This is a genomic window from Saccharopolyspora oryzae, from assembly GCF_027853915.1.
In the GTDB taxonomy this organism is placed as follows: domain Bacteria; phylum Actinomycetota; class Actinomycetes; order Mycobacteriales; family Pseudonocardiaceae; genus Saccharopolyspora; species Saccharopolyspora oryzae.
In genome coordinates, this window is record NZ_JAQGLA010000009.1 from 75993 (window position 1) to 90023 (window position 14031).

The window sequence follows — 14031 nt, forward strand, 5'->3', positions numbered from 1 at the left end:
ACTCAGCGGCTCCTGGCGCGGACGAGCCGTTGCACGAGCGGGAACAGCGCGACGACGGCCAGGAACACGAGCAGGGTGCCGGAGATCGGCCTGGTGACGAAGCCGGTCGGGTCCCCCTCGAACAGCAGCAACGACCGCCGCAGCGAGGTCTCCAGCAGCGAGCCGAGGACGAACGCCAGCACCAGCGGACCGGGTTCGAAGCCGAACTTCTTCATCAGGTAGCCGAGCACGCCGAAAGCGATCACCAGCGCGATGTCGAAAACGCTGTTGCGGACGGTGTAAACGCCCACCAGCGTGATCAGCACGGTGATCGGCGCGAGCACCGCCGGGCGCACCCGCAGGATCTTCACGAACAGCCCGACCAGCGGGATGCTCATGATCAGCAGCAGGACGTTGCCGAGGTACATGGAGTTCACCACGCCCCAGAACAGCTCCGGGTCCTCGTCGACCAGCTGCGGGCCCGGCGTCACGCCCTGGATCAGCAGCGCGCCGAAGATCATCGCCATCGTGGCGTTGGCCGGGATCCCGAGCGTGAGCAGCGGGATGAACGACGACGTCGCTGCGGCGTTGTTCGCCGTCTCCGGCGCGGCCACCCCCTCGACCGCGCCCTGGCCGAACCGCTCCGGGGTCTTCGACCGGCGCTTCTCCACCGCGTAGGCCGCGAGCGAGGCGAGCGTCGCGCCACCGCCGGGCAGCACCCCGAGCACGAACCCGAGGACCGAACCCCGGCCGATCGCCCCGGCCGACTGCCGGAGGTCGCCGCGCGACGGCCAGGCGTTGGCGACCCGCGTGGCGGTCATCGTGCCCTGCTGCCGCTGTTCGAGGTTGTGGAGGATCTCGCCGAGCCCGAACACGCCCATCGCGATCGGCACGAAGTCGAGCCCGTCCGAGAGCGGCAGCAAGTCGAAGGTGAACCGCTCCGAGCCGGTGAACGCGTCCCGGCCGACGGTGGCCAGCAGCAGGCCGACGCACGCGGCGACGATCGCCTTCACCCGGCCGCCGTTGCTGACGGTGGCGACCAGCAGGATGCCGAGCAGGGCGAGGGCCGCGTACTCGGGCGGGCCGAAGTCGAGCGCGAACCCGGCGATCAGCGGCGCGAGCACCGACAGCACCACGATCGAGGCGGTGCCGCCGACGAACGACCCGATCGCCGCGATGCCCAGCGCGGTCCCGGCCCGGCCCTGGCGGGCCAGTGCGTAGCCGTCGAAGACCGTCACCACCGACGACGCCTCGCCGGGCAACCGCAGCAGCACCGAGGTGATGGTGCCGCCGTACTGCGCGCCGTAGAAGATGCCGGCGAGCATGATGATCGCCGTGACCGGCTCGACGTTGAAGGTCAACGGCAGCAGGATCGCGATCGTGGCGGCCGGGCCGAGCCCGGGCAGCACCCCGACCAGCATCCCGATCACCACGCCGATCAGGCAGTAGAGCAGGTTGGTGGGTTCGAGAACGACGCCGAACCCCTCGATCACCGGGGCCAGATCCATCGCCGCTCCTAACGGGGGGTGTCGTGCACGGCGGCCGGAACCGGGAGCTCTTCTCCGGTTCAGAACAGGTGGGGGATGGGGACGTCCAGCAAGCCGACGAAGACCACGTAGAACCCGACCACGATGCCGAGGCTGCCGAGCACCGACATTCGCCAGGACTCCCGGCCGAGGAACCGCAGCCACACGAACGCCAGCAGCGCGGCCGGGATCTCGAACCCGATCGCGGTGATCACCGCGGCGAAGCAGACCATGCTCGCGATCGCGGCCAGGACCGCCCAGCTCGCCGACGACATCCGCTCCGCGTCGTGCGTGCGCCGAGCCAGCAGTGCGAGCACGACACCGAGCACCGAGATCGCGAGGCTGACCAGGAACGGCCAGGTCCCGGCCGCCGGCTCCGCGGCGCTGCCCAGCCCCAGCGACCAGGACCCGACCGCGCCGCAGGCCCCGACTCCGACCACGACGAGCGCGACGACCAGGTTCGCGGCCATCCCGGCCGGGCGCTCGTGCTCCGGCTGGGCTTCGCTCACTTCGGCCCGCCGAGGCTGATCCCGTACTGCTGGGTCATGGCGCGGTAGCTCTCCAGCGAGCTGGTCCACTCCTGGACCACCTGCGCGCCGTCGACCTCGTGCGGGGTGAGCAGGTTGTCCTCGTTGAACTCGCGGTACCGGTCCGCGGCGAAGGTGGCCTGGAACGCCTTGCGCAGCCGCTCCACCCGCTCCGGCGGGGTGCCCTTGGGTGCGACCACTGCGCGGAACTGCGAAACCCGCACGTCGTAGCCCTGCTCCACGGCCGTCGGGATCTCCGGCAGGTACCGGCTGCGCTGCGCGGAGAAGGTGGCGATCGGGGTCAGCTGACCGGCCTTGATCTGGCTGATCGCCTCGCCGAGCTGGACGGAGGCGACGTCGACCTGGTTGCCGAGGACCGCGGTCATCGCCGGCGACCCGCCGTCGAAGGGAACCGCGGTGCCCGCGATCCCGGCCTGCTTGAACAGCAGTTCCTGGGACAGCTGGCTGCCGGTGCCGACGCCGGTCGTGGCGAACTTGAGGTCCCGGCCGGCCTGGACCAGGTCCGGTACCGAGCGCAGTCCCGAGGAGGAGTTGGCGACGAGGACGTAGTCGTCCTGGGAAACCCCGGTGATCACCTCGAAGTCGTTGATGTCGACGACTTCCTCCGGTGCGACCGCCAGCGGGGTGATCGAGGTCAGCGACGCGTTGAGGACCAGGACGTGCTGGCCGTCCGGCTGCTTGCCGGCGAGTTCCTTCGCGGCCAGCGCCCCGTTGGCGCCGGGCGTGTTGACCACCGGCATCGCGACGCCGAGGTCGTCGGCGGCGCCGTCGGCCAGGGCGCGACCGATGAGATCGGTGCTCCCGCCGGGGGCCTGGCCGACCAGCATCGTCACCGGTCCGCCGGGGAAATCCCCACCACCGCTGGACAGGTTCCCGCCGCATGCGGCGAGCGGTAGGGACAGCGCAGCGGCGAGCACGGACGGCAGAACTCTTCGGAGTGCGGGGACTTTCGACATCACCTGGGGCTCCTTCGGCTGGAGGCGGCCCACCGTCGCGGTGTGAGTGCCGTCACGGTGTCGAACGCTCGGCAGCCTAAGATCGCGTGCGATGCGTGTCCAAGGTCGATTTGGTATCGAGTGATACCTTCCGCGCATCACTGCCCGGCGGCGCGGGGGAGTGCCGCGCCGACTTCCACGCTGGATGCGCCGATGCAGTCCAGGTATTGATCGATGTTGATTTGGTGTTGGACCGGAATCGGTGCGCCGACTTAAAGTCCTGGTCACTGCGGAGCACTGGCCCAGGTCGGGCTGGCGGTTCGGTCACGATCAAGCGCATCCGGTTCGACGAACCCGCCCGCGCGCAGCCGAGTCCACAGTGGACGTCGATGGAGGGGGAACCCGTGACCGCGACCGAATCAGCCGTCCTGGACCGGATCGACTGCGTCGAGATCACCTCGGTGACGCTGCCGCTGCCCACCGCGATCAGCGACGCCAAGGTGCTGACCGGGCGGCAGAAGCCGATGACCGAGGTGGCCGTGCTGTTCGCCGAGATCACCACGGCCAGCGGGCTGGTGGGCATCGGCTTCAGCTACTCGAAGCGCGCCGGTGGCCCCGGTCAGTACGCCCACGCCCGCGAGATCGCCCCGGTGCTGATCGGCGAAGACCCCAGCGACATCGCCAAGATCTGGGACAAGCTCGTCTGGGCCGGTGCCTCGGTCGGCCGCAGCGGGTTGTCGGTGCAGGCGATCGCGGCCTTCGACGTCGCGCTGTGGGACCTCAAGGCCAAGCGCGCGGGCCTGCCGCTGGCGAAGCTCCTGGGCGCGCACCGGGACTCGGTGCGCTGCTACAACACCTCCGGCGGATTCCTGCACGCGCCGATCGAGGAGGTCGTGGACCGGGCGGCGGAGTCGGTGGCCGGCGGCATCGGTGGCATCAAGATCAAGGTCGGTCATCCGGACAACGCCGTCGACCTGGCCCGGGTGACCGCGGTCCGCGAGGAGATCGGCGACGGTGCGGCGCTGATGGTCGACGCCAACCAGCAGTGGGACCGCCCCACCGCGCGACGCATGTGCCGAGCCCTGGATCCGCTGAACCTGGTGTGGATCGAAGAACCCCTGGACGCCTACGACTTCGAGGGCCACGCCGTGCTCGCGTCGAACTTCGACACCTCGATCGCAACGGGTGAAATGCTGACCAGCGTGGCCGAGCACCGCGAGCTGATCCGGGCGGGCGGCGCCGACGTCGTCCAGCCCGACGCCCCGCGGGTCGGCGGCATCACCCAGTTCCTGAAGGTGATGTCCCTGGCCGACGACCGTAACCTCCAGCTGGCCCCGCACTTCGCGATGGAGATCCACATCCACCTCGCGGCGGCCTACGCCAGGGAACCGTGGGTGGAGCACTTCGAATGGCTCGACCCCCTGTTCAACGAACACCTCCGGATCGAGGACGGCCGGATGCACCTCTCCTCGCGCCCAGGCCTCGGAGTGACGATCAGCGACCAAGCCCGGTCCTGGACGGTCGCGCAACACGAAGTCCACGGCTGACCCGGCGAAGTCGGCCCTTCTACCGGGCCCGGCGGGTTCGAAGGCGCGGGCGCGGGTCACCCTTTAAGGCCTTATGCCGACTTCGGAGGCGTGGTTTTCCGCGCTCTTCTTCGGGTGACTTGTAGCGTCGCGGCCGTGCGGTTCAGGAAAGCGTTCCTAGGGTTGTTGGGTGTCTTCGGGCTCGTGGCGGCGGCTTGCGGTGTCCCGGAACCGGACCGCCAGGTGCACGCCGACGTGTCCGCACCCACGGAGGTTCCGGCACCTCCGCAGACCGACTTGCTGGCGGGGATGCCACCCCCGCTCGACGCCGGTGACGTCTACGCGGCGACCCGCCCCGGCCAGCTGTCGGAAGCCATGGACGGGGTGCGCAACCTGGTGTACGTGCCCAACAGCCTGGACGACACCGTGTCGGTGATCGACCCGAACACCTTCAAGGTCGTCGACACGTTCCCAGGAGGAAACGAGCCGCAGCACGTCGTTCCGTCCTACGACCTGAAGACGCTCTACGTCGCCGCCGACGAAGTGCCGGGCGGGACGCTCACCCCGGTCGATCCGAAGACCGGCAAGCCCGGTGTCCCGCTGCAGGTCCAGGACCCGTACAACCTGTACTTCACCCCGGACGGCAGCTCGGCCATCGTCGTCGCGGAGTACTACAAGCGCCTGGACTTCTACGATCCGCACACCTGGCAGCGGCAAGGGCAGGTGTCCGTGCCCGACTGCGCCGGGGTCAACCACATGGACTTCACCGCCGACGGCAAACTCGCGCTGGTGACGTGCGAGTTCGCCAACAGGATGATCGTGCTCGACGTCGCCGAGCGCCGGCAGGTGCGCACCTTCCAGCTCGACCAAGTGCACGACGGGATGCCGCAGGACAGCCGGCTGGCGCCGGACGGCAGCACGTTCTACGTGGCCGACATGATGGCCGGGGGCGTGTACCTGTTCGACGGCGCGGCGAGCCGGCAGATCGGTTTCGTGCCCACCGGCAAGGGCGCGCACGGGATCTACTTCTCCCGCGATTCGCGGCGCGTGTTCGTCGCCAACCGGGGAGAGGGCAGCGTGTCGGTCCTGGACAGCACCACCCACCAGCCGATCGGCAAGTGGCAGGTCCCCGGCGGCGGAAGCCCGGACATGGGCGGGGTTTCCGCCGACGGCAAGCAGCTGTGGCTGTCCGGCCGGTACCACAACGAGGTCTACGTGTTCGACACCGACACCGGTCACCTGCTGGCGCGGATCCGGGTCGGCGCCGGCCCGCACGGGCTGACCTACATGCCGCAGCCAGGCCGGTATTCCCTCGGGCACACCGGCAACCTCCGCTGACGACCACCGGCAGCGGCTGCGCGATACCTCCGATCACACGTCGTAGTAGAGCTCGAACTCGTACGGATTCGGGCGCAGCCGCAGCGGGTCGATCTCGTGCTCCCGCTTGAAGGCGAGCCAGGTCTCGATCACGTCCGAGGTGAAGACATCGCCGCGCAGCAGGAAGTCGTGGTCGGCTTCGAGGCTGTTCAGCACGGCGTCCAGCGACGACGGGACTTGCACCACCGCGCCGGCTTCCTCGGGCGGCAGCTCGTAGAGGTCCTTGTCGATGGGCTCCGGCGGCTCGATCTTGTTCGCGATGCCGTCCAGCCCGGCCAGCATCATCGCCGCGAAGGCGAGGTAGGGGTTTCCGGAGGAGTCCGGGCAGCGGAACTCGATCCGCTTGGCCGCCGGGTTGGCGCCCGTGACCGGGATGCGGATGCAGGCCGAGCGGTTGCGCTGGGAGTAGACGAGGTTCACCGGCGCCTCGAACCCCGGCACCATGCGGTGGTAGGAGTTCACCGTCGGATTGGTCAACCCCAGCAGGCTCGGCGCGTGGTGCAGGACGCCGCCGATGTAGTGCCGGGCGAGATCGGAGAGCCCGGCGTAACCGGCCTCGTCGTGGAACAGCGGCCGGCCGCCCTTCCACAACGACTGGTGGGTGTGCATGCCGGATCCGTTGTCGCCGAACAGCGGTTTGGGCATGAACGTGGCCGTCTTGCCGTGCTGCCACGCGGTGTTCTTCACGACGTACTTGTAGAGCTGGAGGTCGTCGGCGGCGTGCAGCAACGTGTTGAACCTGTAGTTGATCTCGGCCTGGCCCGCGGTGCCGACCTCGTGGTGGGCCTTCTCCACGGTGAAACCCGCATCGATCAGGTTCAGCACGATCTCGTCCCGCAGGTCCGCCAGGTGGTCGGTGGGCGGGACCGGGAAGTACCCCGCCTTGTACTTGATCTTGTAGCCCTGGTTGCCGCCCTCCTCCGCCCGGCCGGTGTTCCACCAGCCCTCAACGGCGTCGATCTCGTGGAACGAAGCGTGCTCCGCGGTGGAGAACCGCACCGAGTCGAAGAGGTAGAACTCGGCTTCCGGGCCGAAGTAGGCCAGGTCGGCGATGCCGGTTTCGGCGAGGTACTGCTCGGCCTTGCGCGCGATGTTGCGCGGGTCGCGGCTGTAGGGCTGCAAGGTGAACGGGTCGTGCACGAAGAAGTTGAGGCTCAACGTCTTCTCGGTGCGGAACGGATCCACCCGCGCGGTGTAGGGATCGGGCAGCAGCAGCATGTCCGACTCGTGGATCGACTGGAAGCCGCGCACCGACGACCCGTCGAAGGCGATGCCCTCGTCGAAGATCTCCGCGGCGAACGACTTCGCGGGCACGGCGAAGTGCTGCATGATGCCGGGAAGATCGCAGAACCGGACATCGACGAACTTCACGTCCTCGTCGGAGATGAACCGCAGGACGTCGTCCGGACTGGTGAACATGGCTACCTCCCACATCTCCTCGGGCGAGGGGCTCGAAGTGCGTTGGTCGTTCCGGGACTCGAATGCGCAGCCGATCACCTCTTCCTCCGGGCTCAGGAAGCGAGCACGTGGCGCAGGAACTGCCCGGTGTAGCTGGTCTCCGCCTCGGCGACCGCTTCGGGGGTGCCCGTGACGACCACCCGGCCGCCCGCCGACCCGGCCTCCGGCCCCAGGTCGACGATCCAGTCGGCGGTCTTGACGACCTCGAGGTTGTGCTCGATGACGATGACCGTGTTGCCCGCTTCCACCAGGCGTTGCAGCACGTCGAGCAGCTTGTGCACGTCGTCGAAGTGCAGCCCGGTCGTCGGCTCGTCGAGGATGTACACGGTGCCCGCGTTGGACCGTCGCGTGAGCTCCGTCGCCAGCTTCACCCGCTGCGCCTCGCCGCCGGACAGCGTCGGTGCCGGCTGCCCCAGCCGCACGTACCCGAGGCCGACGTCCACCAACGTGCGCAGCCGGCGAGCGATCCCCGGCAACGGCCCGAAGAACTCCAACGCCTGTTCGATGGGCATGTCCAGTACCTCGGTGATCGTCTTCGCCTTGTACCGCACGTCCAGGGTTTCCCTGTTGTAGCGGGCCCCGCCGCACTGCTCGCACGGCACGTACACGTCGGGCAGGAACTGCATCTCGATGCGGATGGTGCCCGCCCCGGCGCAGGCTTCGCAGCGTCCGCCCGGCACGTTGAAGGAGAAGCGCCCGGGCTGGTAGCCGCGGACCTTGGCGGTGGTGGTGGCGGCGAACAGCTTGCGGATGGGATCGAACGCCCCCGTGTAGGTGGCCGGGTTGGACCGCGGGGTGCGACCGATGGGGGACTGGTCGACGTGGACGACCTTGGCGATGTGGTGGACGCCGGTGATGCCGCGGTGCTTGCCCGGCACCGCGTGGGCGCCGTGCAGCTGCCTGGCCAGCCCGTTGTACAGGATGTCGTTGACCAGGGTCGACTTGCCCGAGCCGGAAACCCCGGTCACGGCGATCATGCAACCCAGGGGGAAGGACACGTCGATGCCGCGGAGGTTGTGCTCGCGCGCCGCCTGAACGACCAGTGCCCGCGCCGGATCAGCTGGCCGTCGCACGGCAGGCACCGGAATCGAGCGGCGGCCGGTCAGGTACGCAGCGGTCAACGACTTCTGGTTGGCCAGCAAGGTGTCCAGCGGACCGCTGTGCACGATGGACCCGCCGTGCTCGCCCGCGCCCGGACCGATGTCCACGACCCAGTCCGCGGCGCGGATGGTGTCCTCGTCGTGCTCGACGACGATCAGCGTGTTGCCGAGATCGCGCAGCCGGGTCAGCGTTGCGATCAACCGGTGGTTGTCCCGCGGGTGCAGGCCGATCGACGGCTCGTCCAGCACGTAGAGGACGCCGGCGAGACCGGAGCCGATCTGCGTGGCCAAGCGGATCCGCTGGGCTTCCCCGCCGGCGAGCGTGCCCGCGGCCCGGTCCAGCGACAGGTAGTCCAGCCCGACGTCGAGCAGGAAGCCCAGGCGCGCCTGGATTTCCGCGAGCACCCGGCCGACGATCGAGCGTTCGCGGCGGCCGAGCACCAGACCACGCAGGAACTCGGCGCAACCGGCCACCGAGAGGGCGGACACCTCGGCGATCGAGCGCTTCCCGAGCTGCCGGTGTTCCAGGGTGACGGCGAGGACTTCCGGCCGCAGGCGGGTTCCCTCGCATTCCGGGCACGGCACCTCCCGCAAGTACCCCTCGTACCGCTGGCGCACGTACTCCGACTCGGTCTGCTCCAGGCGGCGCTCCAGGAACGGGATCACCCCCTCGAAGCTGGCGTAGTACGACCGCTGCCGGCCGTAGCGGTTGCGGTAGTGCACGTGGATCTGCTCGTCGCAGCCGTGCAGCACCGCCTTCTGGACCTTCGCGGGCAGCCGCCGCCACGGCGCGTCCATCGAGAAACCTCGGGCATCGGCCAAGGAGTGCAGCAGGCGCTGGAAGTACTCCTCGCTCTGGCCGCCCTGCCACGGTGCGATGGCGCCTTCCGCCAACGACAGGTCCGGGTTCGCGACGACCAGGTCCGGGTCGACCTCGCGGCGCACCCCGATCCCGGTGCACACCGGGCACGCGCCGTAGGGCGAGTTGAAGGAGAAGGACCGCGGCTCGAAGTCCTGCACGTCGATGGGGTGCCCGCGGGGACACGCGAGGTTCTGCGAGAACGACCACTGCCGGTCCGGCGAGCGCGGCGGCTGGTCGACGAACTCCAGCGTCACGAGGCCGTCCGCCAACCCCAGCGCCGTCTCCACCGACTCCGTGAGCCGCTGCTTCGCGCCCGGCTTCACCGTGAGCCGGTCGACGACCACCTCGACGGAGTGCTTCTCCTGCTTCCGCAACTTCGGCACCTCGTCGAGGTGGTGCACCTGGCCGTCCACCGACACCCGCGAATACCCCTGCGACCGCAGGCGCGCGAACAGATCGGCGTACTCGCCCTTGCGCCCGCGCACCACCGGGGCCAGCACCTGGAAGCGGGTGCGCTCCGGCAGGCCCAGCACCTGGTCGACGACCTGCTGCGGGGTCTGCCTGCTGATCCGCTCGCCGCAGACCGGGCAGTGCGGCACCCCGGCGCGGGCGTACAGCAGCCGCAGGTAGTCGTAGACCTCGGTGACCGTGCCCACCGTCGAACGCGGGTTGTGGCTCGCGGCCTTCTGATCGATCGACACCGCGGGCGACAAGCCCTCGATGACCTCCACGTCCGGCTTGTCCATCTGCCCCAGGAACTGGCGCGCGTACGCCGACAGGGACTCCACGTACCGGCGCTGGCCCTCCGCGAAGATCGTGTCGAACGCCAGCGACGACTTCCCGGAACCGGACAGACCGGTGAACACGATCAAGCTGTCGCGGGGCAGGTCGACGCCCACGCCGCGCAAGTTGTGCTCACGCGCGCCACGAACAACCAGCCGGTCAGCCACGCCTCAAGACCAACCCACGTCAGGACAACGCAATCAGTTTGGCACAGGGCTTCGAACTCGCCCACCGCAGCGGCCTCGCCGGTGGCGTCCCAGCACACGCCGAGCGCCACATCAGCCACGCTGTGGACGGTGCAGCAGCGAATTGCAGTTGCCCGCGATGCGCATGGTGCCGGTGGAGCCGCTAAGGCGCCGGTGCGGTGGCAGCACGACCTCGCGGATCCGCCGGCCCGCCGGTCACTGGGTCACCGCCCAGCCGCCGTCCACCGGCAGCAGGACGCCGTTGATGTAGGAGGCGAGCGGGCAGAGCAGGAACAGCGCGGACCACGCGATGTCGTCCGCGGTCGCCATCCGCTTCATCGGGTTCTTCTCCAGCGACCGCTGCCCGACCTCGCTCCGCGCGAAGCCCCGGAGTCGCGGGGTGTCGGTCATGCCCGGGGCGACCGCGTTGCTGCGCACCTCGGTGTTCCGGTAGGTGGCGAGGTGCCTGGTGTAGCCGGCGATCCCCGCCTTGGCGGCGCAGTACCAGGGCGAATCCGTGCCCATGAGGTTTCCGGCGACGGAAGCGATGTTCACCAGCGCGGCTCCCTCGGGAACCCCGGCGGAGAGCCAGGTTTCGGTCATCGACCGGACGCTGCCGACTGCGATCCGGACGCCGTCGTCGAAGTCGAGGTCCCCGGCGGAGGACGGCCCGGCGTTGTTGACGAGGTAGCGGATCTCGCCGAGGCGGCGGCTCTCGGCGAAGCCCCGCTCGACGTCGGCGGGTGCGGAGACGTCAGCGGTGACCGCGATGGCCTTGCCGCCGGTCCTGGTGATCCGGTCGACGGTGGCGGCGACGGCGCTCCCGTCGAGGTCCCAGGCGGCGACGGCGAGCCCCAGCTCCGCAGCGCGGAGGGCGATGGCCTCGCCGATCCCGCTCCCGGCGCCGCTGACCAGCAGGACGTCTCCGGGGGTGAAACCGAGGCTGATGGTGGGCTGGGCAGTGTTCAGCACGGGTGCTCCTCGAAGGGTGGTCGGTGGTCGGACGCCGCAGGCGCCGTCCACATCGAGTTCCTGCGGTCAGGTCGGCGGCCTCAGCAGTTGGGTGGTGCCGGTGGGGAAGACGGCCGCCGCGGCGTGGTCGCCATGCTTGCGGTGCAGCCAGTTCGAGGTGTCCTGCCACGTGTTGAACAGGGTCAGCTCGGCCCGTTGTTCGGGGCGCAGATCGTTGGCGCTCACGCCGGGGCTGAAGATCACGAGGTCGAAGTCCCCGCTGGGGGTGGGCGCGAGGTGGCCGAGCGGCATGCCCGGGCCGAACAGGGAGTGGAAGCCCATGCCTTCGGTGGCCGCCGTGGCGATCACCACGGTCCCTCCCGGACGCACCGGGGATCGTCCGGCGCCGGTGGGGGCGGACAGGGCGGTGGAGTACTGCAGGAACTCGTTGTCCTTGGGATAGCTGGCGAACACGGCGACGTCGACCTCGCCCGGGTCCGGTGTGGCGTAGACCTGGCGGGCGATGTCCACCCCGGCGCGGTGCGCTGCCACCAGGTCTCCGGTGACCAGGCCCGCGATGCCGCGGTTGGTGGTGGGGATCGCGTTGACGATGAAGTCCACCCCGGCCATGCGGCCGGCTTCCTCGGCGTCGCGGCGGGCAGTCGTCTCGGTCATGCCCAGCCGCTCACCGCGTTTCGGCACACCGGTGTGGAACGCCTGGGCCGATTCGATGGCCGCCACCGCGGGCAGCACGAGCTTCGCGCCGCCGGAGAAACCGGTGACCGGGTGCGGCACGATCGAACCGACCAGGATCTTCAGGTCGGCGTCGAGGAAATCGGTGTTGAGGCGCACCGGGGTGCCGCGGGTGGTGGTGCCGATCTCGCGGCACCCGGTCCAGGAGAAGTGGTTGCGCACCCGGCAGCGGGACAGCACCTCCTCGCCGACCTTCTTCAGCAGATCGGCGCGCATCAGCGGCCGGTGGTTGGCTGCGCCGATCAGCACCGTGACCTCTTCGGCGGCGATCCCGGCGGCGGCCAACTCGTCGAGCACGGCCGGTATCAGGCGCGCTCCGGGTGTCGGCCGCGAGAGGTCGTCGATCACGACGCACGGCGCGGTGCGACCCGCAGCGATCTCATGGAGTCGCGGTGCGCCGAAGGGTTCGGCGAAGGCCGCCGCGATCCCCCGGGCACCGATGTCGGTTGCGTCCTGCGGAGAGCAGGTGCGCACTGCCCAGCCCGCGGGGAACTCCAGCACCAGGTCGCAGTCGTCGAACCAGGCCTGCCAGCGGACGGACGCCCTAGGCATGGCTCGCCGCTTGCTCGGCGAGCACGTTCGCGCGGACCTTCGCGCGAACGACCTGCCCGGTGGCGCTGGTGCGCGGGATCTCCGCGGCAGCGGCGATGACGCGCGGATGCTTGTAGCTCGCGAGTCCGGGCAGTTGGGCGCGCAGCGACGCGACGGTGGGCATCGGCTGGCCGTCCTCCGGGACGATGGCGGCGCACACCACTTCGCCCCAGGTCGAGTCGGGCAGGCCGACCACCGCGACGTCCCGGACTCCTGGCAGCCCGCGGATCGCCGTCTCCACCTCGGCAGGCGAGATCGTCTCCCCGCCGGAACGGATGACTTCCCGCTTTCGCCCGGTCAGGTACAGGAAACCCCGCTCGTCGAGCCGACCGAGGTCGCCGGTCCGGTACCAGCCGTCGTGGACCGGTTGGTCCGCCAGCCGCAGGTAGCCGTTCATCAGGGTCGGGCCGCGGAACAGGACCTCGCCGTCCTCGGCGATCCGGATCTGCCCGGCGCCGAACGGGGTTCCGACGCTGCCGGGGTGGCCGGCCAGTTCGTGGTGCGCCAGCGAGGTCATCCGGCCGGCTTCGCTGGCGCCGTAGAGGATCCGGGTGCGAGCTCGCGGGATCCGCGCCGCCAGCCGTTCCAGCAGCTCTTCGGCGACCAGCGAGGTCCCGGTGTCGGCATTGCGCAGCGAGCCGAGATCGGCGGGTTCGGCGAGCACGCGTTCCCAGACCGCCGGGATGGCGTACATCGCGGTCGGGCGGTGCCGCTGGATGGCGTCGATCAGGTGTGCCGCGTCGGCCTTCGGCACCAGGTGCACGGCGGTGCGGTTCAGCCATGCTTCCAGCACGTAGTGCCAGCCGCCGTAGTGGAAGAGCGGGAAGCTGCTCAGCATTCCGCGCATCGGCGGGTCCGCCGGGCCCGGTGCGGAGCGCAGCCAGCTGGCGCGGTGGCTGACCAGCACGCCCTTGGGGGTGCCGGTGCTGCCGCTGGTCAGGTACAGGATGTGCGGGTCGTCCTCGGTGAGATCCGGTGTCACCGGCGCTGCCGGGGAAGCCGACCGGATCAGCGAGTCCAGGCCGTCGACGCCTACTGCCCGCACCCCCGAGCCCGGCTCCAGCCGCTCGTCGTCGCAGACCAGCAGCCGGGGATCGAGGTAGTCCAGCACGGGCCGCGCTTCACCGGGCCCGAGCTGCGGTGACAGCGGTGCGAACACCGCGCCGATGCGGGCGCAGGCGAGCATCCCGGTGAGGTTGTGCAGTGCCGCGCCGGACCACCACGCGAGCACGTCACCGCGCCGGACCCCGAGGCCGCGCAGCGCGTTGGCGGCGCGGTTGGCCTGTTCGTCGAGTGCTGCGAAGGAAATCTGGTCCGCGCCGAGGGTGGCTGCGGTGGCTTGAGGTGTCGCGCGGGCCGCATCGCGGATCGCGTCGCCGATCAACAGGGGCATTGCGCCTCCTCGAGGTCGAACCGTTGACCCGGACCGGACTTTAGATTAAAAATCAAAAACCAAG

The 14031-nt window shown here is 69.9% G+C and carries 11 protein-coding genes; 2 read left to right on the plus strand and 9 right to left on the minus strand.

The window, feature by feature from the left end; translation table 11 throughout:
- Positions 1-2: 2 nt before the first annotated feature.
- Genes OU415_RS08800 through OU415_RS08810 form a run of 3 tightly spaced genes read right to left on the minus strand, consistent with a single transcriptional unit; the run spans position 3 to position 3009 of the window.
- Positions 3-1487 (minus strand): tripartite tricarboxylate transporter permease, encoded by a 1485-nt coding sequence (locus OU415_RS08800; RefSeq protein ID WP_270948111.1) that lies wholly within the window; start codon positions 1485-1487, stop codon positions 3-5.
- A gap of 59 nt (positions 1488-1546) precedes the next feature.
- Positions 1547-2014: a tripartite tricarboxylate transporter TctB family protein gene (locus tag OU415_RS08805; RefSeq protein WP_270948112.1), complete on the minus strand. Its 468-nt coding sequence runs from the start codon at positions 2012-2014 to the stop codon at positions 1547-1549.
- A complete protein-coding gene (locus tag OU415_RS08810) occupies positions 2011-3009 on the minus strand; it encodes a tripartite tricarboxylate transporter substrate binding protein (protein ID WP_270948113.1) in 999 nt (332 codons plus the stop codon). The genes OU415_RS08805 and OU415_RS08810 overlap by 4 nt, the downstream gene beginning before the upstream one ends.
- A gap of 383 nt (positions 3010-3392) precedes the next feature.
- On the opposite strand from OU415_RS08810, the gene OU415_RS08815 reads away from it, so the two are divergent.
- Positions 3393-4535 carry an L-talarate/galactarate dehydratase gene (locus OU415_RS08815; protein ID WP_270948114.1) on the plus strand — a complete coding sequence of 381 codons (1143 nt, stop codon included), beginning with the start codon at positions 3393-3395 and terminating at the stop codon, positions 4533-4535.
- 135 nt (positions 4536-4670) lie between these two features.
- Positions 4671-5852: a YncE family protein gene (locus OU415_RS08820; RefSeq protein ID WP_270948115.1), complete on the plus strand. Its 1182-nt coding sequence runs from the start codon at positions 4671-4673 to the stop codon at positions 5850-5852.
- Positions 5853-5885: 33 nt separating this feature from the next.
- Here OU415_RS08820 and glnA read toward each other — a convergent pair whose 3' ends face one another.
- From glnA to OU415_RS08850, 6 genes are all read right to left on the minus strand, one after another.
- Positions 5886-7310: a type I glutamate--ammonia ligase gene (gene glnA, locus OU415_RS08825; RefSeq protein WP_270948116.1), complete on the minus strand. Its 1425-nt coding sequence runs from the start codon at positions 7308-7310 to the stop codon at positions 5886-5888.
- A gap of 92 nt (positions 7311-7402) precedes the next feature.
- Positions 7403-10261 (minus strand): excinuclease ABC subunit UvrA, encoded by a 2859-nt coding sequence (gene uvrA / locus OU415_RS08830; protein WP_270948117.1) that lies wholly within the window; start codon positions 10259-10261, stop codon positions 7403-7405.
- A complete protein-coding gene (locus tag OU415_RS08835; RefSeq protein WP_270948196.1) occupies positions 10180-10380 on the minus strand; it encodes a hypothetical protein in 201 nt (66 codons plus the stop codon). The genes uvrA and OU415_RS08835 overlap by 82 nt, the downstream gene beginning before the upstream one ends.
- 115 nt (positions 10381-10495) lie before the next feature.
- Entirely contained in the window at positions 10496-11251 is a 756-nt protein-coding gene (locus tag OU415_RS08840; protein WP_270948118.1) for an SDR family NAD(P)-dependent oxidoreductase, read from the minus strand.
- 66 nt (positions 11252-11317) lie between these two features.
- A complete protein-coding gene (locus tag OU415_RS08845; RefSeq protein WP_270948119.1) occupies positions 11318-12535 on the minus strand; it encodes a lactate racemase domain-containing protein in 1218 nt (405 codons plus the stop codon).
- Positions 12528-13967, minus strand: a complete 1440-nt coding sequence (locus tag OU415_RS08850; protein ID WP_270948120.1) for a class I adenylate-forming enzyme family protein — start codon at positions 13965-13967, stop codon at positions 12528-12530. Before OU415_RS08850 ends, OU415_RS08845 begins: the two co-directional genes overlap by 8 nt.
- Positions 13968-14031: the final 64 nt, after the last annotated feature.

Bases quoted from the DNA above. Each gene is read 5' to 3' on its own strand.
- OU415_RS08800 (WP_270948111.1), bottom strand. From the start codon at position 1,487: ATGGATCTGGCCCCGGTGATCGAGGGGTTCGGCGTCGTTCTCGAACCC.
- OU415_RS08810 (WP_270948113.1), bottom strand. From the start codon at position 3,009: ATGTCGAAAGTCCCCGCACTCCGAAGAGTTCTGCCGTCCGTGCTCGCC.
- OU415_RS08845 (WP_270948119.1), bottom strand. From the start codon at position 12,535: ATGCCTAGGGCGTCCGTCCGCTGGCAGGCCTGGTTCGACGACTGCGAC.
- glnA (WP_270948116.1), bottom strand. From the start codon at position 7,310: ATGTTCACCAGTCCGGACGACGTCCTGCGGTTCATCTCCGACGAGGAC.
- OU415_RS08850 (WP_270948120.1), bottom strand. From the start codon at position 13,967: ATGCCCCTGTTGATCGGCGACGCGATCCGCGATGCGGCCCGCGCGACA.